Genomic DNA, 19,323 nt, shown 5'->3' on the forward strand with positions numbered 1-19,323 from the left:
TTCAGGGCCTAATTTTGCAAGGAGATCCTATGCCTTTTTACCTAAAAAGCTGAAAGCCAATCATTTAAAATTGAGGAGATCTAAGGCCGAATAAAATTAAGAGTACTCCATACCTTTTAATATTTAAGTTTATAAAACAATGTCAATTTAAGAAAAAATCAACGAAAATAATTGGTTTTTCCTTGTTTTTGATTTAAGGTTTTGGCAAACTCGGATTCCAGGCTAGGACAACGGCTGGAAACGGCTGGTTGCAGTTTTCCCCCTTGATCGATGGGAGAAAACTGCACTTTGACAAACTCGGTATACCGAGTTCAGGTATCCGTTTGGTATCCGTATGTATAGCGCTTCATCGTTTTGCTTTCGCCTGTGAGCTTATTAACTGCACCATTCCCTTAGCTTCACTAGAAACATCTCTAGATCATCTCACAGCCCCTCTGTACGTCCAAAGAACGAACAGACATGGTGTCCAACCCTCCTTTTACTTTATAGCTTTTATCACGCATACAATGGCTTGTACACGCTTTTTTCCCCAATGGCGAAAAGGAACAAAACATACCGTCCCTGCCTGACAATCCATGAAGCAAGATCGCCCGACACGCTAGACTTTTTGAAATTGGCTCCAGCTAACCCCCTGACACCTTTTTTTTATCGTAGAGGATAAGATCATTGCTCTCCGTACTAGACAAATAGAAAAACCGCCTGAGCATAGCCCAAGCGGTTCCAACATCCATCTTAACTGGAAAAAGTGTCGTGTTTTGATGAAAAATAACTGTCCAAAATATGTACAAAAAGCTTGTTTTTAAGCGGGTTTATTGCTATTATAGGGACAGATATTCTTTATCAAAACATGAATACAGGTCTTCTATGACCTATCCAATTAAGCTAGCGAGTTGGGGAACTCGAAGGGCTAGCTGATCTGAAAGAGTGTTGTTGGCGCAACGCTCTTTCTTTTATGTAAAACGATTTTTCTTGAAATCTAGTAAATGTATGAAGTTTTAAAACTAATATACACCTTTTTAATAGATTCGTAAACCCCTATTGATAGGGGTTTTTTATTGTTTTGAAAATGTATACATTTTGTTTACATTAACACTTGACTAATGTATACATTTTGTTTACAATTAAGTTAAGAATATAAGAGGAGGAATCATTCATGAGATTAGCAAGTGTAGACATTGGTAATGATGCAGTTAAAGCATATTTAGGAGGCCTTAAAGACGAAGATCAGCTCTACATACCTAATGTAGTTGCAAAGTTAGAAAGCCGTTCTATTGTAGAAATGGAAAAAAACCCTTTAGACGCTATTCATGTTGAAATAAAAAGCACCTCATTAAAAAAGGATGTTCAAAAAGTAGCAGTCGGAAAGCTAGCAAGCAAACAAACAGTAAATGAAGAATTAACACCAGACACTGACAAATCAGAAAACGATCAAGCAATAATTATGTTGCTTACTACATTGGCCCTCGATGCTGCTAAAAATCTTAAAGTTGATGAAGACAAAGTCATAAAAGCTAAGTATTTACTCTCTACAGGTCTTCCAATGGATGAAACGAAAAGGGGATTAAATAAAGCATTTCGAAAGAAAATAAGAACTGGAAATCATAAGGTGACGTTTTTAAACACTCCTATTTATGAAGGAATAACTGTTGAAATTTCTTTTGAAAATGTCTTGGTTAACACTGAAGGCTTTGCAGCTTATATTGATCTTACAACTAATAATGATGGATCTACAAAAGATGAAAGCATCATTGGTAAAACAATTTTAATCAATGACATTGGTGGCCTTTCAACTGATAGTGCGATCATAACAAAAGAAGCTCAAGTTGATAACGAATTTAGTGATGGTATCAAAAAAGGCGTTTCTGGAGCTTTAGATAACATTATTAAAAAAGTGTATACTCAGCACCGTTACAACATTAAAAGCCGTAGAGACCTAGTTGAAATAATCACAAATGCTGACGTTGAGGAAAAAAATACAATCTATGTCGCAGGTCAAGCTGTAAGCATTAAAGACATTGTAGATGAGGAATTATCTACACTTGCCAACGAAGAATATAAGCTAATTAAAAGCATTTGGAGAAATGTTCCCGATATCCGTAAAGCATACAATATTGGTGGCGGCTCGGTTGTTCTAAAAAATTATTTAATAGAACTTAATAAAGAAGATGCAAAATTCCCTTTTGAATTTCCTAAAGTCGATAACAGCATTTGGATGATTGCACGGGCCTACTACAAAATCCTAACAATCTACTGCCAAAGCAAGGAAATAAAGTTACCAAAGTCTGAAAATCCCGTAACTGCCCAATAAAGGTGATGATAAACAATGAAAGAAATCAAACCAAAGGACTTAATTCAATTCAGATTGCCTGTTGATACGCCAGAGGTCGTTATCAAAAAGATCAACAAATTAAAAAAGCAACATGGCCGAAAGTTTGGAAGCGAAATTGCTGATCGGCTAATCAATATCATAGAAACAGAAGCGCTCACCAATAAGAAGAGGAACAGTATTGTCGTTCCTCTTCCTAATGATTTAACTTATAGAGAAAAAAAGAAACTTGAGAGTGAGGAAGTCCGGCACCTTATCGGACAAATAGCTATACAACTTCTAAGGGAACCAGCTAAAGCTGTTCGCCTATCTTCTCAAGAAGATGAGGCCAAAAAGATCGGCGACAACGAGGAGACAGAGACAGCACCGTTCATACAGAATAAGAAAGTTTTACAGTTTGCACAGGATAACTTCTTGGATTTTGACGATGAGGATGATTAAAGCAATAGCTGAGTGGATTTAGTTTTTTTAGAGAGGAGAAAACATGAAAGAAAACAACTATTTCTGTGAGAGTCAAGGATCAAAGGGGTTAACAAAAAAGTTGATTTATAGCATCTTTCCTTGGTTTTCGATTATAGTTATAATCATTTTTTTATTAGAAATAAAGATACCTCAAGACTTTTATCCGGAAACGAATTTTAGAGGGCTTCGTTTTTTGTTTAGTGACGACTGGATCACTATACCTTTTAATAGGTTAGATAAGGATGTCCTTGTTGTTTTTTTAAACCTTACTAAATTATCAGGGTGGATTCTTACTTTAAATATAATTATTTCACCTATAGCTGAATTCAGTAAACAGTGGCATGAATCTACAAAGCGTTATATCTCTATTATATTAATAGGATTAAACTTCTTATTATCTTGTATAGGAAGTATATTAGCGATATCTGGCATAGGATGTCTAATTTTTATATCATTTTTAAATATACCGATTTTTGAATTATTTTTTTGAATACCAGTTAAAAGGAAGCAATTGAATTTTAATAGAAATTACTAAAAACATTAGAAGGCTATTCAAAAGATTTAATTAAGGAGTGAGCTTAATTGAAAACATGCACCTACTGTGGTACAGAACTTGCTTCAAATTACTGCTCATACTGTGAAATGGCCCTCAAGCTTGACGACATCTCGGAAAACGGTCAACGAAAAAAACATTCGCTCTCCTATGAACCTGATCCGGCTGACATTTTTAAATCGACTCTTGAATTATTAAAATCCAAAACAATTGAACTCATCTATCTATTAAGATACGCCCGTAAGTACCGTTCAAATGTATATAATAGTCGCCTTAACATTCATCGAGCTGAACAGGCCGGACAAAGCGATAAACAGCTTAATCAGTTCCATCAAGAAAGCTACAAGGAGTACGAAAAAGCCACTCGCAAGGTATGGGTGATCGAAAACATTATTGCTGACCGGATCGGTTACATACCGGAACAAATTAATGACAAATTTTTATCTGCATACGTCAATAAAATAGAGCAAAAACAAGGTAAGATCATGCTGATGAAAAGTCATTCGTAAAGAAGAGATTTGTGAGGGTATAGTTTTTTGGCACTTATCGAGATTGATTTAGATGACAAGAAAACAGAAGTGTATCCAAACACTTTGATCAATAGGAGGACAGTACATGCGAAAATTAGAAATTTACAAGGAAGATTGGGAATTTGTCATCGAGCATGTAAATGAGTTTGACCATGCCGTGAAGAGTTATTTTGCCACTGAAGAAGGTTTAAAAGAAGGTCTTGAAGCTTATATTCCTTTGATGAATGAGTATGAAATAAAGGCATCTAGTGAGGTTTGGGGATTGGTTATCAACCTATTAAATTCTATTTCTGTAAGTAAATCAATCAATGAAAGAGAATAAACATGTATAAATGGGGTTTTTCGATAGGTTCAACCCTACTAATGTAAATGAAGATTGGAGGCGCTCCTCATGACTAATATTCAAGCAGCCATCAATGAACTGCATGTCGCTTTCAAGAAGTTAAATGATGCCTTTTTCAATGGTGAACTGCCTGAACCAGCAATCACCATTCAAACAAGTGGAAACCGTAAATCTATGGGATGGTGTACGACAAAAGAAGTCTGGCGCGACAAGGAAGGGAAAAACCGACGGTATGAATTGAACATCGCAGCCGAATACCTCGATATTGAGTTCATGGAAACTATGGACACGATGCTTCACGAAATGGTTCACCTCTACAATGGAATTCACAACATACAAGACTGCTCCCGCAACGGCACCTATCATAACAAAAGATTTAAAACTGAATGCGAGAGGCGCGGCTTTTACTTCCCTGACGACAAACCAGATAAAAAATATGGATGGGCTTTTCCAAAGCTGACAGAGGTCACAAAGAAAAAGATTGAATCATTAAAGATTAACCCTAAATCCTTCAGTATTGCACGAAAAGGATTTCACGGCGGGGCTGGCGACAATGAATCCGGAGAACAGCAGGAAGAAAAAAAGCCTAGAAAGTTTAAATGGATCTGCCCTAGGTGCAGCCTGCGCGTGTTATCTTCTAAAAAGGAAATCGCGGTAAAATGCGTAGAATGCGATGAAATCTTAATCAATGAATCTTAATTGACAGACCTACGGTGAAAGCCGTGGGTCATGTTGTTTTTCCTTCTTTTGTTTTCTGAGAGAGTTTTAAATGTTTTCGTGAATGATATACCACAGGCAATATTCCAAATACAAAGATCCTTAAAAAGGGATCTGGTCTTCATTTTAAAATGTCACACTCTACTGATATATATCGGTGGGAACAGAAAGTTTGAACTTTCTCAAAAAGGGATGGAAGTCTTGTGTTTTTCAGAAAATTCCTATAAAGTAAAAATTAGCGATAGATTCGGCTTTGTAGGGGCGTTCGGCTCACCTCCAGAAAGAGGGGAGGTGAGAATATGGCTGTAGAAAGCGCACTTGGATTGATGTTTCAATTTGGAATCCTGATTGTTGGGATATTGACGCTTGCCCATAGTTTCTCGAACAAAAAAAAGTAAGAACGCCCCGACTACCAATCTTGACGTTCTTACTTTAAAAAATTAAATTTTGGATCAAGGCCGAACTCCCTTACAGGAGCCTCCTATCGCCGATCGGAGATGTTACCAGCATCTTCGATCTTTTTCTTTATTATAGTCTCTTTTTTATACATTATACTCATTTACATACATTGTATTCATTTACACCTCGATTGTATCAACAAAATCACAGCATGTCCAGATTATAAGTTTCTATTTGTAATAAGTCAGACGAGAACCCCGCCTCACACAAGACGTGGTCTATTTTTACTGACTCCATATTCCTTTATGTTCTTTTTTAGCTTTGTTCTCGATGTCTCGGAACTGATCGATAAATTCAGTATTTGGAGGGAATACGGCGACACGCGCAAGCCCCTTCTGTAGCAACAATTCATTTATCATTGTCCCGTCCTTCAGATAGACATAAGCCAAGAGCCGTCCGTATCTATCCCTTTCCTGAACTCCAAGCCTTAGATCAACTTTCTGGCCGCTGAGTGTCTTTTTAGTGAAGTTTGACACCTCACATCCGAATGGCTCTTCTCCCTTTTTAGGATGAACAGTCTCAGGGGTATCAACCAAAATAAAACGGACGCGCTCTTTCTTTCCACTCTTCATCCTTATGTCTATGGTGTCTCCATCTACAACATTTACGACCTCAGCGGAAATTAAACGCTGTTCCTGCTGCTGTTCGGCTACCGTTGTCACGTCTGTCGGCGGTGTGTCTGCTGCTTTATTGCAGCTCACCAAGACGCCCAGAAGCAACACAAGTGACAAACTGTATCCTGCTATTTTCTTCATAAGCCTTTCCCCTCCATTACTAGACTGCGTTTCTCGATCTCCTTAACTATCTCTCTCGTTGGCCATTCCTTTAAGTCGTCGGGGATGGCTTCGCCACGCTTTTTTAGAAGGTTAACTAAATAATAATAACATTGGCCCCAATCGTGATAATGAATTTTTCGCACCTTGTTTTCCTCCTTCAGCTGTCGCCCGGCACCGGAAGGGGAACGTCATAGCCAAGAATAAACGGAGCCAGCATTTCAAAATACAAAAAAATTATTAATGATTTGGATAATGTCATAATGAGAGACAATAAACACTGCAATAACTCCAATTAAATTAAAAATGATCCAGTGAGTGATTTGTTTTAGCCCCTGATAGCCGTCTGTACTTATAAAGAGGGATAGTATCCCCATTACGCAACAAATAGCATGTGCAAACGTAAGATTATGATTTGAGAAGGAATCTGCGGTCGATTGTCTATAAAAATCAATTGACGTAACAAGCCAATATACGACCGAAATCAACTTCATAAGTTTAATAGCCACAATTAATCCTCCTGTCCTTCAGGTTCTATTTTTACGTTAAAAAAAGAACAAAGGTTTCATTCATTGATTTTCTCTCGGGGCTCAAAAAATTTATAGGTGAGGGGTAAAAGCCCCCGATTGCTACAAGTTCATGAAAAAATCAAAAGCTTTTTTTATTGCCTTTTCCTTGTCGTAATCCCGCCGAAATCCTAACTCTACAGCTGGACAGGTATCACAAATATAAATTTTGACTTCTTTGATCGCCTGACGGTAAAGCCTTCCATGCTTGCAATCCGGGCAGGGCTGTGAATGGTTTAGGTCTGAAAAATAATTCTCTATAAACGCCACGTCGTCAAACGTATAGCCCTGTAAAAACCATTCATATGAAATGCCTAATGTATCACGACAATACTTTTTCAGTTCTTTTAAAAGCATATACTCTCTTTCATTCCGTTGCAATTCGATATATTCACACATTTTGTTCTCTCCTTATATAGAATTGGTACGCCCCAAAAGGGGCGTGCCTTAGCTTAATACGGAATTTCGTCATCATCAGCGCCTGGAACAAACCCCATTGGTTCCCGGAAGTCTCTGTCAGCTGACTGTGAGCTGCCTGATTGTTTTTTCTTTGGTTCTAAAAACTCAGCTGTTTCAACGACAACCTCTATTTTATAAACTCTAGTGCCGTCCTTCTCATATGAGCTTGTTTGCAAGCGTCCGGATACTCCGATCAAAGACCCTTTTCGCTGAAAATTTGCGATGTTCTCGGCAAGCTTTTTCCATGCCTGACAGTTGATAAAGTCGGCTTGTCGCTCGCCTTGCTGGTTGGTAAAAGTCCGATTTACAGCCACTGTAAAGTTAACGACGGGATTCCCGCTCGGTGTATATTTAAGTTCCGGATCTCTTGTAAGTCTGCCAATAAGTGAAACATTATTCATTTATGATCTCTCCTTTTTTGAATAGTACTATTCAATACTTTTTTAAAAAAATTAGGCTTCAATGAGCAGATTTGAAATGACATCACCCGAAAACCAACACTTCTTATACAAAATCTCATTTTCTCCTTCGGCCAGTAACATGATTTCCTCAGCCTCATCCCAACTGTAATTTTTCAAGAAGTCTAATAAATCAGCATATCCATACTGCGGTAATAGATGAAATAGCCAACTTTTTCTAACCTTAAAGCAAATACCCTGCTCTCCATCCTCCGCGAAATCATCATAAGGCCCGTGCGTCCACAACAAAATTGAATTATTCATCATAAAAACCTCCTCGAAAATTTGTTTCGATATACTTTTTTGCTAGGTGCTGAAAAAAATAACGATTTACGTCGCCATTGCTGAAATCAATACACATGAGGGAGTATTTGACCACCTCCTGCTCTCTTTTAGATGCTGACAGAATGACTTCATATAAAATCTCAGCTTCGATAAAGTGCGTTAGCCCGCCAACATCCACCCGATAAACTTGATCCTTCAAACCCTTCTCATCTATAAACCTGCCTAGCCATGTTGTCGTATCAATCATGTTGTACCCTCCATTAAGTAAATTTTTTTAGGGGAAGGGCGGTGTCTCCGCCCCTAAACAGCGACATACAAAGTTCGATAATCAAAGTGATGGCAAGCAACGCGTAATTTGATTTTGTTGTCCTCTGTCTCATCGACCCGTAGCCACCATCCGCTAGGCGACTCTGTCAGCTCTTTGGCAAAGTCCAAAAGGTCCAACAGCTCGCCTTTTCTGAAATTCACCGCCGCGTCATAAGCGTAATCATCAGTAAGCGCCATGTCTTGAACGCCTTGTATTACCTGCCCCGACAAGATCGCTTTAGCGATCTTGTCAATCGTCCATTTTGAATGAGGATTAACCCTTTTCGGTTTTGCAAATGGGCTGAAGACGCGCACCGCCTTTTCCTTATCATGAAAGTTTTTCACGCTCCCGTCATCAATGTCCGGAAGATCGTTTACGATAGCTCTTTCAATCAATTCAGCAAAATTGATTTTCAGAAAGAACATATACTCATTCATGATTTCTTGGCCATCAAAAGAGCCTTTCTGAAAATATACCGTATGTTTGATGACTGTTTTTCCGCGCTTTAAAGCATTATCAAGGGTACGGACGATAAGCGTATTTTCGTAGAGAGTGACTGCAAGCTGTTCTGACTCAACATAAACGGTCCCGTTGAAATAGATTTTTGTCTTATTAAATCCTGTATAGGCTTTCTCCAATTCTTTTAGGTCTTTAAAGATTTCAATGCTCATTTGGTTTCCTCTCCTTTTTTCATTTTTGAACTCCGAAGGGAATTAGTTCCCCAAAGGGGGATTATTTTTTCCCTTTTTGACACGTAGAGCGAAAATGCCCCATAGCTGACTCGTCAAGGGTTTCAGCCGGAAAAGTTTTTATCACCGCTGCAGCTTGCAGCGGGGTTTCGATAAAAAGTTTTTCGCCCCTTGATGAGTCAGCTCGGCTTGTTGGGCCGGAGTCGGGAAGAGTAACGAGGCTCGCCCGACCCCGGCCCTACAAGCCTTGGGGACATTTACGCTTCGGAGGTCAAAAAGGGAAAAAGCCGAAAGGAGACGTATGTCTCCTTTCCGCCTGGCGTTGTTTTGTATTTGGTTTTTTCATCTTTGTTCACTCGTTAAAAAATGGACAGGAACATAGCAGCTGTAGCTTCTGCATCCGCTGCAAGTAAATCCGGAAGTTTATAAATGTATGTTAGAAGTCGTCAAAAAAAAGGAGGCATTATGCAGGGAACTAAGAGGTATTGGAAGGATACGCTTAAAAAATATGAAAACCAAGATGAACAATTCTTAATACATTCTTTGCTTAAGCAAAGAAAAACGGGCTTAAGCCCGTTAAATGAAAAAGGAGGCTACTGTGATTTTCTCGACAGCAGCCTTCATTTATATGAAATTTCTAAAAGCAACGGTAAAAGACATCTCCTATATTAAAGAATTCCAATAATGCTTTTTGTGTTTCTCCAGGAAATGCTTTTGTGGAGATTCGAATTGCCTTTTTAAGTGCTCCCATTCGGGAACGCCCTAAGTTTCTTTGGTGTTTATAAGCTCTAACAACTGTCTTAACCATTGTATTTATTCCACCCATTAATTTTGCGGCTTTTTTCACTTTTAAAAGCTTAGCCCATGGTATAGCATTAGAAATAAGAGCCTTTCCTATACTTGAAAGACATGGCCAAGATAAAAAGCTCTGTGTTTTAAATGTATGATTGTTATTTATTTCAATAGTTTTTAAGCCTTCTTCAGTAGCAATAAAATTGAAATCCTTGAAGTCAGACCCTTTATTTTCATTTAGCCATTTAACCCCTGCTTCAATCCCTCGTTCCGCAACATCCGTAGGCATTTCATCAATTAATTTAGCAAAAGGACCAAAAACATTTTCGAGTTGTTCAGCCTCAGCATTAATTTCGTTTGAAAGACTTTCTGCTTTTGCCATTGGAAGAGAGACCGCCGTGGAAAATAATAAGCATGTACACATAAAAATAATTATGTACTTAAAAGTTTTAAAATTAGAAACCATAAAAACCCTCCTATTAAAGTAATTTACAAACATTCCATGTAATTATATACTATATAAGTATTTAAGTGGATAGTTAATTTTCTAGAAAGGTGAATATTTCATGAAAAATTTTATGGTTACTTTACTCTTTGTTATTGTTATAGGATCTTTTGTATCTAACTTTTTTTTAGAAGAAACTGCCCAGACAATTGTCAACGTGATAGGGATAATTGGAATTTTAATTCTCGCTATTGTATTTCGAATCATTAAAACAGACTAAGGACGATAGGGAAAAAATCAATATTGCATTAACCTATTTGTGGTACAATATTTAAAAAATGGGAAGGGGATCATTAAGTTTGAGTAAAGAAGAGACAATTCCTTATGATCTTGTTGCTACGAAGATGAATTTTTGGTACAACTCACTTAAGAATAACTGGATACATAAAGCTGAGGAAACAAAAGAAGAAGTCAGGGAACTTCTCGAGAATATGGAAGAAAACCAGGACGTTCTTGTTTATTATTCATTACTTGAGTTTAGGCACAAGTTACAACTCGACTATTTGTATGCTGATTCAGGTAGTGATCTTGAAGAACGATTTAAAGAGTTTAAAAGAATTAGAGAAAGAAATAAACTAGAAGGTATGCTTGAGTACTATTATCAATTCTTTTCGGGGATGTATCATTTTAGACAAAAAGAATTGTTACATGCTTTAAGGTATTATAGAAATGCAGAAATTAAACTTGAAGTCTTCAACTGCGATGAGTTAGAGAAAGCTGAGTTTTATTTTAAAATTTCAGAACTTTATTACAATATGAAACAAACTTTGTTTTCGATGGATTATGCTAATCAGGCATACAACATCTTCAAACAATATGACACTTATGGTGATAAATGCATTCGCACCAATTTCATTATTGCAGGTAATTATTCAGATCAACTGCATCATGAAATGGCTTTGAATAATTTACAAAAAGCTTTAGCTGAATCTGAGAAAATGGAAGAGGGGTTTTTGATCGGGGCTTCTCATTTAAACATTGGCTTATGCTATAATGAACTTGAAGAACTTGAGAGATCGTCCAATCATCTACAGAAATCCCTTGAAATTTACAGGGAAGATAGCAGCATCTATTCGTCTAAGGCTGCTTTTAATCTTGCATATGTTGAAGCAAGGAAAGGTAACATAATGACAGCAAATGACTTATATTTTGAGGGTAAAGAATTGGCTGAAAAACACCAGACTTTAGATGACCTTGCAAAGTTGCAGTTACTTAAAGGGCTTCACTTAGACTATGACATGGATTTGATGAGGGAATCATTTAAGTTCTTCAAGGAGAAAGGTATGTACGCTGAAATGGAAGATTACGGACTAGATGCAGCAAAAGTGTTAGAGAAAACAGAGAAACTGCATGATGCTATTGAATGTTACCGTACTGCATTTGAAGCAAGATGCTTAATCAAAAGGAGTGTGTTGGCAGGATGAAAACTAAAGCTTTAATATGTATTGTTTTATTGTTAGGTGTAACAGGGGTGGTAAGTTCAACCTATACCCAAGATAGCACGCCTTACCAAGTTTCAGAAAGATACGCAACTTGATTGAAGAAAGTGTAGTCAAACCATTTTTGTCTCAAGACAACTATTACTATATGATCGCAAAAAATGCACCCGAAATAAGAGTGCATTTTTTTATTTGGCATAGAAAATATGTATACAAAATCTAAACATTTAAATCTCTAGTTTACATAATAACCACTATGAGAAGTTGATTTTTTAGCCAATCCTCAAAATCGATCATTTTCAGCCGTGAGAAGCAATTTTGCATCTGGGAAATAATCAAAAAATCGCCCTTTTGTTTCTAAGGGGCGATCTTTTCTTTCCTCCATATAGCTCTTATTTTCGCATTCATCGGCTTATTGCGATTTGTTATTAGTTGGTCTATCATATATTGTTTTATAGTGTCCGCAAAAACTCTTTGTAGTGTTGCTATGGAATTTTTTTAAGCTTGAATTCCGAACAATGCAGCTGTCCTGGAAGATCCAAAAGGAGCTAAAACACGAATGAAAAAAGATGGCCAACTTTCAGATCCTCACTTATTCACGAACGAAGTATAAATATATCAGTACCCTAAAATTTTCAGGATGATTCTGACGCAATTAATGGGTGATTGTTCATTAAAATCAATTTAATTGCGTTAGAATGCTCATATACAACATCGTTTTGCTGTAATTCCTGAACGTGTTTAGTCTTACGGTTGCTGTCCTCCTACATTGGCCATAAATTCAACATTATCTACTTTCCAATCTCCATTTTCTAAAGTAATCAAATTTGTTTTTATGACGATCTTCTGCTCGCTGGCTGTACCATTGTAACTGGTACGGACAGTAAACTCGTTCATAAAAGAAGCTTCCTGCTTATCCGATTGATATTCATAACTACGTAAACCAGAAATGGAAGAGGATACATCAGAACCTTTTTTTGGAATACTACTGCCACTCGGATAAGTGGACTGATAACCTTTTTCTGTCATTAGTGGCTTGATGTCTTCATATCGCTGTTTCGTGTTTTTGTAAGTGAAAAATCTATTGATAAACTCATGGTTCAGCTCTGCTGCCTTTGATTGATCTAATTTTTTCAGTCGGTCGATCTGGTCAGCATAGTTCTTTTTTTGCTCTGTTGCAGCTGCTAAATCCTTTTTTAAAGATTGGGTGTATATTAGCATTAAAGCCACGGCAATGGCCGCAATGATAACGACAAGCCGTATTCCATGCTTTTTCCGCTGTTCTTCCACAATCTCACCCTTTCTATATTCTTCTGAATCCCAAGTATGGGTAAAGCTTTTTCCAAGTAGCTACGCTCGAATATTCAATTCCGTTATCATTTGCATTGATAAATTTTCCCCCTCCAACATACATACCAACATGAGTCGGACCAGACGCATATGTGCTGAAAAAGACTAGATCGCCGGGTTGTACTTTATCATCGGGAACTGGCTTGGTCTTCTCATATTGTGTAGCTGCATTTCCATTAAGATCAACACCAATTTGACCAAAAGCATATTCCATAAGACCACTACAATCAAATCCGCCTGCCGCTGGTGTCCGTCCTCCCCACACATAAGGATCACCTAAAAACTGTTTCATAATGTTGTGAACTTGGGCATAATCAAATTTTTGTTTCCCGCCACCGTCGTTTGTATCTAAGTACCTCATAACATGGTCAACATATAGGGGATCGCCATAACTGGGCCATCCTAGCTTTGTGGCCTGTTCTTTACTGAATCTAGAAGCAAGCTTCTTTGTATACTTCCCTCCGTATTTTTTAACATAGTCAATGAACCCGCTACCATAGTTATAGGCTTGAAGGGTCAATTTAATATCACCACCGGCTTTTTTCAGAACGCTTTTAAAATGCTTCATCCCAACATCAATGCTCAATTCCGGATCTGTAATAGAATTAGGGGGCAACCCTATTGATTCTGATGACTGCATAACGTCTAAATGACGACCTCCACTCTCTTGCATGACGAGGGCCATAATGATGTCAATATGCTTTGTAAGACCATATTTTTCAGCGTACTTTTCAAAAAGAGGGCGATAACGTTCTACTTCTTTACTAATTTTCGCTGTACCTGAAATATTTTCGTCAAAGCCGACCTTTTCTTCATCATCTCCGGCTCCAAACAGTAGGATAAATCCCGCTAAAACTGTATATCCTACTATAAAAAGAATGATGCCAATGACAAGAATTTTCTTCATACTTTACTCACCCCGTGCCCGATTAGGACTCTCAGGAAGGTGATTTTCAGACCGTTCTTGCACTTGTCGCCGTTCACTACGTCTATCCTCTGTACCGGTTGGCTGAATTTGATTTGACTTTGAGTTTTGAGACATTTGTGTCTCATATTCATCCATTGGCGGCTCCATTGCTGCAAGACTAGAAAGATCACTATCATTCGAATTGCTTTGACTGGCTGATTGGGATTGAGGACTTCTCTCATGTCGAATATTTTCATCCCATGATGTAACTCGAGGCTGAGATGAGTCTCTCCACATATCTTCTGGGTTTCTCTCCCGTGAATCTTGAGAAGTACGAGCTTGAGAAGTACGATATTGCTCACGGTTCAATGTCTCTGCTTTTGGTGCGGGTTGATCTATTTTCTGTGGTTCTCGATGTTGTTCATCACGATTTAATTCTGCTTTACCTACATGACGATGACCAGAGGAACCTTCTTGTGTTCTTTCCAGCTCCTGTTGTTCATGTGAATCTTTCTCCAAACTGCTTTGGGCCGTTCTATCCTGACGACTGTCCTTATAGTCACTCATATTAACGACTTTACCAGCAGAATCTTCTTGTGAAGAACGAAGTTCTGAACGATCTGCTGAATCGTCCATATTACTTGTAACTGCATTAGCAGATACACTGCTGTTCTCATCTTCTCCTGTCTCACGGTTTTCATTTCGTTCTTGAGCATTCTGTGCTGCCTCGGATGCTGCCGTACCAGAAAGATATGCAGAGGCCGCAGTTCTAGCAATATTAGTAGCTCTTTCTGCTGGTTGGCGAATTCCTTTTTCATATGCACGCTTTGCCATTCCAGCATCCACTGAAACTACCCTGCCGGCTGTGATAAATTCAACGATCTTATCCCTATATTTAATCATTAGAATAATGGCAAGACCTGTTACAAAAGCATTTAACATATATTGATCAGGTGTATCCATTGGAATTAAGTCTCCTGTAATGCTAATAATCAAAAATGTAAATAGGAGAATCATTCCAATAAAGGCTTTCATTAAAAAGGTACCAACCAATCTGCCAAACGCATACCAAGCGCTATTTGCAAAGTTCGGTAAAAAAGAGATAATACAACTGAGTGGCAGTATTACACTTATTGCCAAGACAAGAATTTGAACAACGAAATTAGCAAATGCCACTAACAGTAAAGGAATTCCTAATATTAGAGCAAAGACTAACGAAAAAATGGCAATACCAACTTTGTTTGGAATTCCTGCTTGCCCCATCATCGTATTCCCAAGCTCATTAGCCTCTGTTGTAGCAACCTTTTTTCGTTCCTCGTATCCCTCTTTGTTAAGCTTATATTCTAGTAAATTTGTAATTCTATCTTTATCGTCTTTTGTAAGTTTAGATTCATCTGTCGTGCCATAGTTCATAGTTAAATATGGTTTGTAAACTGAAATATCAAAGTATTGATTACGGAGAAGAGCAATAGATCCCTCTAATTCTTGGCCTTTAGGAATCTCTTGGTCGTTGGTGATAGTAGTACCCGCTTTCATAACAAGTCCTTGTGCTTCAGCACTCCAATTATTCATCACTTTTAAAAACCAGCCGACATTTGTAAACCAAACAAAAGCAACAACAACGACTGCAATTAACCTAAATGTTGTCTTGCCTGCATTCATACTGTTTTTCTGACCAACGTATTGAAAGAAAATATACAACACAGCAATCACAAACAACAGAACACCGAACGTTCCATAAAGGTTCTCCCATATATGAGTCGATATTTCCCCGATCCGATCAGCAAATTTATTAACGACTTCTATATTATATAACCAGTTAAGACCAGTATCGACTAAACCGGAAACCATCTTAGTTAGTCCAAAAGTGATACTTGCAAGACTGTTCATATTTTTGTTTAATGATTCTTCAGAAAAAGGATTCCAGCTAGATTCTACATCAGTAACAGCATCATATTGGTCATAGCTGTATCGCTTACTTTCAAGGGTAATTCCACCCTGTTTTACATCTTTGGGTTGCACCTTGCTTGCGGTATCATCAGCAAAAGCCGCAGAACCAATAAAGGAGATAAAAATGATGGATAGAGTAAACAGAATTATCTTTGAGGTTTTTTTCATGGTTCCCTCCCTCGTCTACACATCGTTGTAGACATTTATCCTTCTATATTTTCTGTGTACACCGGCTCTCCTAAATCGTCATCCCCATTGGGATAGAGGTCATATTCACCACTTTTTTGTTTTTTATAAGTCATTTTAATTGGATCGCCTTTTCTGATTTCAAAATACAATGAAATATACTTCCCATCTTGATACACACGAATTTCTGTATTTTCACGCTTCAGTCTGTCGATATCTTTAACAACTCCTGGCTTCTGTAATCTTTCATTTTGCAGGCTAATGACTTGATTAATTTCTTCATCATATTTCTCTTTGTCCCCTCCACAGCCGGTAATACCAGCAATGACAGCAATGAGAACGAAAGATCCAATAAGTTTTTTTATCACGCAAGTTCCTCCTCTGCCCTTGCAGAATGCGACTTTTCAACTGTCTTAAATGCAATTACCCATTCTTCAAATAAACAATCTATTGAGAGCTTGCCGACACGACCGTAAAAATCCATAAAAAGCGCTTGCCCTTTGACCATATTTGCAACCATTTCTTCGTTCTTTTTCGTTTGTGGAAGATTCATTGTTTTTAAAATTGCAGGACGATCGACATCATTATCAAAAGCGAATCGTGCCCCAAAATTCCCTTTATCATCATCGGTTTCAGAGTCAGCCATATTTTGTGAAACAAGATATAATTGATTCTTAAAAGACCGCCCAACACGCTTCATATCCTTAATCAATCTCTTACCACCACGAGCTTTAGTCAGCGTCCATGCTTCATCAAAAATAATGGCTGTTGGATCTTCGTGGCTCCGGCGGCCAAATTTCTCACAGAATTTCGCGAGACCAATCATAATACTGAGACTCTTTCTATCACTGTCACTGTAGTATCGTGGATCATCATCTTCATTCGGTAAATCCAACCCTGCGATCTCTAAGATAGTGACTTTACTGTTCAAATTAATAGCATCTGCGTCCCCATAACTGAAAACCAATTGAAGAATGCTATTTTGAACCATTTGAACCAACAGCTCCCCGGCACTCCGAATTGTAGGATTTTCTTCATTATGAATTAAACGATCAACAACATTCATAAGACCAACGGTCTCACCTTTCGCCCTCTGTTCAATAACGATATCTAAAGATTTCAATATCTCCGTTTTCACATCATCTTTTCCATGAAGATCATAAATTTGCTCAATGATGTCCTGAGCTGTTTCTTTCGCTTCATAACCTTGCAAGAAAACAATAGGATCTAAAACTCCGAAATTATTTTTGTTAGAAACATCAAGCGTGACATAATGAAATGATCGAATTAGCTCTATAAACATCGGATACTTAGCCCGGATATTAGGGTCACTAATAGCTTTATTAAACCATTTACGGATTTCTACTTTCGGATCAGTCATTAAAACCTGACAATCCAAGAACGATAAATATAGCAAGATCATTTTAACTAAGAATGATTTACCTTTCCCGGTTGCTCCAGTGATATTCACATGTGGACTGTCAGTGATGGCCCCCGGTATTCCTTCATTCGCGATAAATGGGTGAAACAGTACCACATCCCGACTACTGGCTATAGATTGATCAAGAGGGACTTTATCAGTGAATTTGTCTACTCTTCCAAAATAAAAGCCGACATTCGAACCGAGCCGGTTCGATAGACTGAAAAGATTCTCTGCAAAACCTTCATGTGTGGTTTGCTGAACCCAATTTTTTTCAAACTGTAACGGGGCACCATGCAAAAATTTGTAGAAGAGCTGCAATTGATCAGCAATTGGCCGAACACAATAAATATGCGAATGCTTCATAATCCGGATAACTTCACTTGCCCTGCGTTTACATTGTTCTTTATTTTTCCCACTAACAACAAATGCTGCTACCCATTTCATAAATGGAAAATTGTCATTCTTTATTTTGTTGGTCAACTTGCCAAGCAACTCACGTCCGGAATAAAGTCTGTTGTCAGTTTCATCCACCTCATTCATATCCTTTTGGGTTTCACTAAAGCGCCGTTTCGTGATAGCCACTTTTCGAAGCGTTGATTCTTTTGATTGATATTGAGCTTTTATATGCAGCTCTACAGGGAAATTTAAATTTTGTGCCCGTTGAAAAATGTGTGAGTATTCCATGTTTTCAGGGAAATCATCGACTACAATAAAGCTGATATAACATTTACCTTCCGTCGTTTGGAGATTTAAGAATCCTGGCTCTGTCGGATCAATAATGGCATCAGTAATATTTGTTTGGCCACGTTTCTTTTGCTCTTCAACAACACTATGATCTATGTCTCTCAAAAAGTTGTAACGATTTATATATATCAATTGATCTTCTGTAAGCCGCCTTCCACCAACACTTGCTACCAGTTGAAAAAGGTCTTTTTCAAGCTCAGTAAACCGTTGAAAAAATTCTGCGGTCATTTCCCTTTCCATCCCCAAAAGATTTACTAAAACGTCTGAGACAGACGTAAAAGCGTTTTTTATAACTCCTTTGATGTCTTCTGATCCTTCAAGTAAGTTTCCTTTTAAGCGAACCCCAAGAATAAAATCCGGTTGAGTAACACGACCAAGCTCTTGATTTAAAAGCTTTATCGCTTCGGAATTGTAATAACGGCCAATCTCTAAAGTACTTGGATGAAAGTCTTTTTCTAAAGACCCAAACCGCTGTTCTAAATCAAGATATTGCGGATACATTTCTAAGTGGATATCTTTATATTTTTCTAACTCCTTAAACAGAATCCGGAACTCCGCTTTGTGATCCTCTATTTTTTCTTTATTGCTCTGAGGCACAACAACGGGGCTAATGCGATAGTAAGCATAAATTTCACCCGACTTTGTCAGCATAAGATTGTTGTGTAAGCTTTTGATCGGTGTTTTTAACTTCATCGTCATACCCGTCCTTTCTCTTTATAATTGTTTCTTCAAAGGTCACTTGTTCCACATTCGTATATAAAACCTCTTGATCGTTAGCAAACTTTCGTTTTGGCATATATATACTTAAAAAATAATTGGCAAAATCAAAGAGAAAAAGATGGATCTTCTTACCGTTGTATTTTTGTTTGATCAGGAATCCGCTTAATAAATAAGGGATTCCTATATACATTACAAGTGTTAAACCCGGGATAATTGATCCGATATTATTAAAGAAGTCACGAAAAGCGATCATCGCGAGGAATATCGCTGTAAACAATGTTCCTCGCACCAAACTTAACCCGCCAGGTATATTCAATTTCCAAATCTTATATAGAGTAATAGGATGGTTCATCGTTTTTTTGTAATTGTACGCTCTCATT

General features: G+C 37.7%; 21 protein-coding genes and 1 pseudogene. 8 read left to right on the forward strand and 14 right to left on the reverse strand.

Annotation, left to right across the window (positions count from 1 at the left end):
• Nucleotides 1–1,153 precede the first annotated feature (1,153 nt).
• The 7 genes from HOO54_RS01100 to comI all read left to right on the forward strand — a co-directional run bounded on the left by HOO54_RS01100 (nucleotide 1,154) and on the right by comI (nucleotide 5,329).
• On the forward strand, nucleotides 1,154–2,308 hold the full coding sequence (locus tag HOO54_RS01100; protein WP_172292104.1) for a ParM/StbA family protein: 1,155 nt from the start codon (nucleotides 1,154–1,156) through the stop codon (nucleotides 2,306–2,308).
• 15 nt (nucleotides 2,309–2,323) lie between these two features.
• On the forward strand, nucleotides 2,324–2,767 hold the full coding sequence (locus tag HOO54_RS01105) for a hypothetical protein (protein WP_172292102.1): 444 nt from the start codon (nucleotides 2,324–2,326) through the stop codon (nucleotides 2,765–2,767).
• A gap of 43 nt (nucleotides 2,768–2,810) precedes the next feature.
• On the forward strand, nucleotides 2,811–3,278 hold the full coding sequence (locus HOO54_RS01110; RefSeq protein ID WP_172292100.1) for a hypothetical protein: 468 nt from the start codon (nucleotides 2,811–2,813) through the stop codon (nucleotides 3,276–3,278).
• A 92-nt stretch (nucleotides 3,279–3,370) separates the two neighbouring features.
• The gene (locus tag HOO54_RS01115) at nucleotides 3,371–3,850 is read left to right on the forward strand and encodes a hypothetical protein (protein ID WP_172292098.1); all 480 of its coding nucleotides are present in this window, start codon (nucleotides 3,371–3,373) and stop codon (nucleotides 3,848–3,850) included.
• 106 nt (nucleotides 3,851–3,956) lie between these two features.
• On the forward strand, nucleotides 3,957–4,193 hold the full coding sequence (locus HOO54_RS01120) for a hypothetical protein (protein WP_172292096.1): 237 nt from the start codon (nucleotides 3,957–3,959) through the stop codon (nucleotides 4,191–4,193).
• 69 nt (nucleotides 4,194–4,262) lie between these two features.
• A complete protein-coding gene (locus HOO54_RS01125) occupies nucleotides 4,263–4,913 on the forward strand; it encodes a SprT-like domain-containing protein (RefSeq protein WP_172292094.1) in 651 nt (216 codons plus the stop codon).
• 317 nt (nucleotides 4,914–5,230) lie between these two features.
• On the forward strand, nucleotides 5,231–5,329 hold the full coding sequence (comI, locus tag HOO54_RS23970) for a competence inhibitor ComI (RefSeq protein ID WP_241657006.1): 99 nt from the start codon (nucleotides 5,231–5,233) through the stop codon (nucleotides 5,327–5,329).
• A 285-nt stretch (nucleotides 5,330–5,614) separates the two neighbouring features.
• Here the strand turns inward: comI and HOO54_RS01130 are convergent, their stop codons facing one another.
• The 8 genes and pseudogenes from HOO54_RS01130 to HOO54_RS01165 all read right to left on the reverse strand — a co-directional run bounded on the left by HOO54_RS01130 (nucleotide 5,615) and on the right by HOO54_RS01165 (nucleotide 10,185).
• Nucleotides 5,615–6,145: a thermonuclease family protein gene (locus tag HOO54_RS01130; RefSeq protein WP_172292092.1), complete on the reverse strand. Its 531-nt coding sequence runs from the start codon at nucleotides 6,143–6,145 to the stop codon at nucleotides 5,615–5,617.
• 239 nt (nucleotides 6,146–6,384) lie between these two features.
• Nucleotides 6,385–6,672 carry a hypothetical protein gene (locus HOO54_RS01135; protein WP_172292090.1) on the reverse strand — a complete coding sequence of 96 codons (288 nt, stop codon included), beginning with the start codon at nucleotides 6,670–6,672 and terminating at the stop codon, nucleotides 6,385–6,387.
• A gap of 120 nt (nucleotides 6,673–6,792) precedes the next feature.
• A complete protein-coding gene (locus HOO54_RS01140; RefSeq protein ID WP_172292088.1) occupies nucleotides 6,793–7,128 on the reverse strand; it encodes a hypothetical protein in 336 nt (111 codons plus the stop codon).
• Between the two features lie 134 nt (nucleotides 7,129–7,262).
• Nucleotides 7,263–7,589, reverse strand: a pseudogene (locus tag HOO54_RS01145) (single-stranded DNA-binding protein); the annotation flags it as partial.
• A 51-nt stretch (nucleotides 7,590–7,640) separates the two neighbouring features.
• The gene (locus tag HOO54_RS01150) at nucleotides 7,641–7,910 is read right to left on the reverse strand and encodes a hypothetical protein (RefSeq protein WP_172292084.1); all 270 of its coding nucleotides are present in this window, start codon (nucleotides 7,908–7,910) and stop codon (nucleotides 7,641–7,643) included.
• On the reverse strand, nucleotides 7,903–8,178 hold the full coding sequence (locus HOO54_RS01155; protein ID WP_172292082.1) for a hypothetical protein: 276 nt from the start codon (nucleotides 8,176–8,178) through the stop codon (nucleotides 7,903–7,905). The genes HOO54_RS01150 and HOO54_RS01155 overlap by 8 nt, the downstream gene beginning before the upstream one ends.
• Nucleotides 8,179–8,231: 53 nt before the next feature.
• Nucleotides 8,232–8,909: a hypothetical protein gene (locus HOO54_RS01160; RefSeq protein ID WP_172292080.1), complete on the reverse strand. Its 678-nt coding sequence runs from the start codon at nucleotides 8,907–8,909 to the stop codon at nucleotides 8,232–8,234.
• Nucleotides 8,910–9,564: 655 nt separating this feature from the next.
• Complete coding sequence (locus HOO54_RS01165) at nucleotides 9,565–10,185, reverse strand: hypothetical protein (protein WP_172292078.1); 621 nt, start codon at nucleotides 10,183–10,185, stop codon at nucleotides 9,565–9,567.
• Between the two features lie 338 nt (nucleotides 10,186–10,523).
• On the opposite strand from HOO54_RS01165, the gene HOO54_RS01170 reads away from it, so the two are divergent.
• Nucleotides 10,524–11,648 carry a response regulator aspartate phosphatase gene (locus tag HOO54_RS01170; RefSeq protein WP_253907584.1) on the forward strand — a complete coding sequence of 375 codons (1,125 nt, stop codon included), beginning with the start codon at nucleotides 10,524–10,526 and terminating at the stop codon, nucleotides 11,646–11,648.
• Nucleotides 11,649–12,410: 762 nt separating this feature from the next.
• On the opposite strand, the gene HOO54_RS01175 is transcribed toward HOO54_RS01170, so the two are convergent.
• From HOO54_RS01175 to HOO54_RS01200, 6 genes are read right to left on the reverse strand one after another with little or no spacing between them, the layout of a single operon-like run.
• A complete protein-coding gene (locus HOO54_RS01175) occupies nucleotides 12,411–12,953 on the reverse strand; it encodes a hypothetical protein (protein ID WP_172292120.1) in 543 nt (180 codons plus the stop codon).
• A 13-nt stretch (nucleotides 12,954–12,966) separates the two neighbouring features.
• Entirely contained in the window at nucleotides 12,967–13,920 is a 954-nt protein-coding gene (locus HOO54_RS01180) for a bifunctional lytic transglycosylase/C40 family peptidase (RefSeq protein WP_172292118.1), read from the reverse strand.
• Nucleotides 13,921–13,923: 3 nt separating this feature from the next.
• On the reverse strand, nucleotides 13,924–16,038 hold the full coding sequence (locus HOO54_RS01185) for a CD3337/EF1877 family mobilome membrane protein (RefSeq protein WP_172292116.1): 2,115 nt from the start codon (nucleotides 16,036–16,038) through the stop codon (nucleotides 13,924–13,926).
• 35 nt (nucleotides 16,039–16,073) lie between these two features.
• The gene (locus tag HOO54_RS01190) at nucleotides 16,074–16,424 is read right to left on the reverse strand and encodes a cystatin-like fold lipoprotein (RefSeq protein ID WP_309244851.1); all 351 of its coding nucleotides are present in this window, start codon (nucleotides 16,422–16,424) and stop codon (nucleotides 16,074–16,076) included.
• Nucleotides 16,421–18,916 (reverse strand): ATP-binding protein, encoded by a 2,496-nt coding sequence (locus HOO54_RS01195; protein WP_172292114.1) that lies wholly within the window; start codon nucleotides 18,914–18,916, stop codon nucleotides 16,421–16,423. Before HOO54_RS01195 ends, HOO54_RS01190 begins: the two co-directional genes overlap by 4 nt.
• Nucleotides 18,855–19,322 carry a TcpE family conjugal transfer membrane protein gene (locus HOO54_RS01200; protein WP_172292112.1) on the reverse strand — a complete coding sequence of 156 codons (468 nt, stop codon included), beginning with the start codon at nucleotides 19,320–19,322 and terminating at the stop codon, nucleotides 18,855–18,857. The genes HOO54_RS01195 and HOO54_RS01200 overlap by 62 nt, the downstream gene beginning before the upstream one ends.
• Between the last annotated feature and the right edge of the window lies 1 nt (nucleotide 19,323).

The sequence above is a fragment of the Bacillus sp. WMMC1349 genome (assembly GCF_013155385.1).
Lineage (GTDB): Bacteria > Bacillota > Bacilli > Bacillales > Bacillaceae > Bacillus.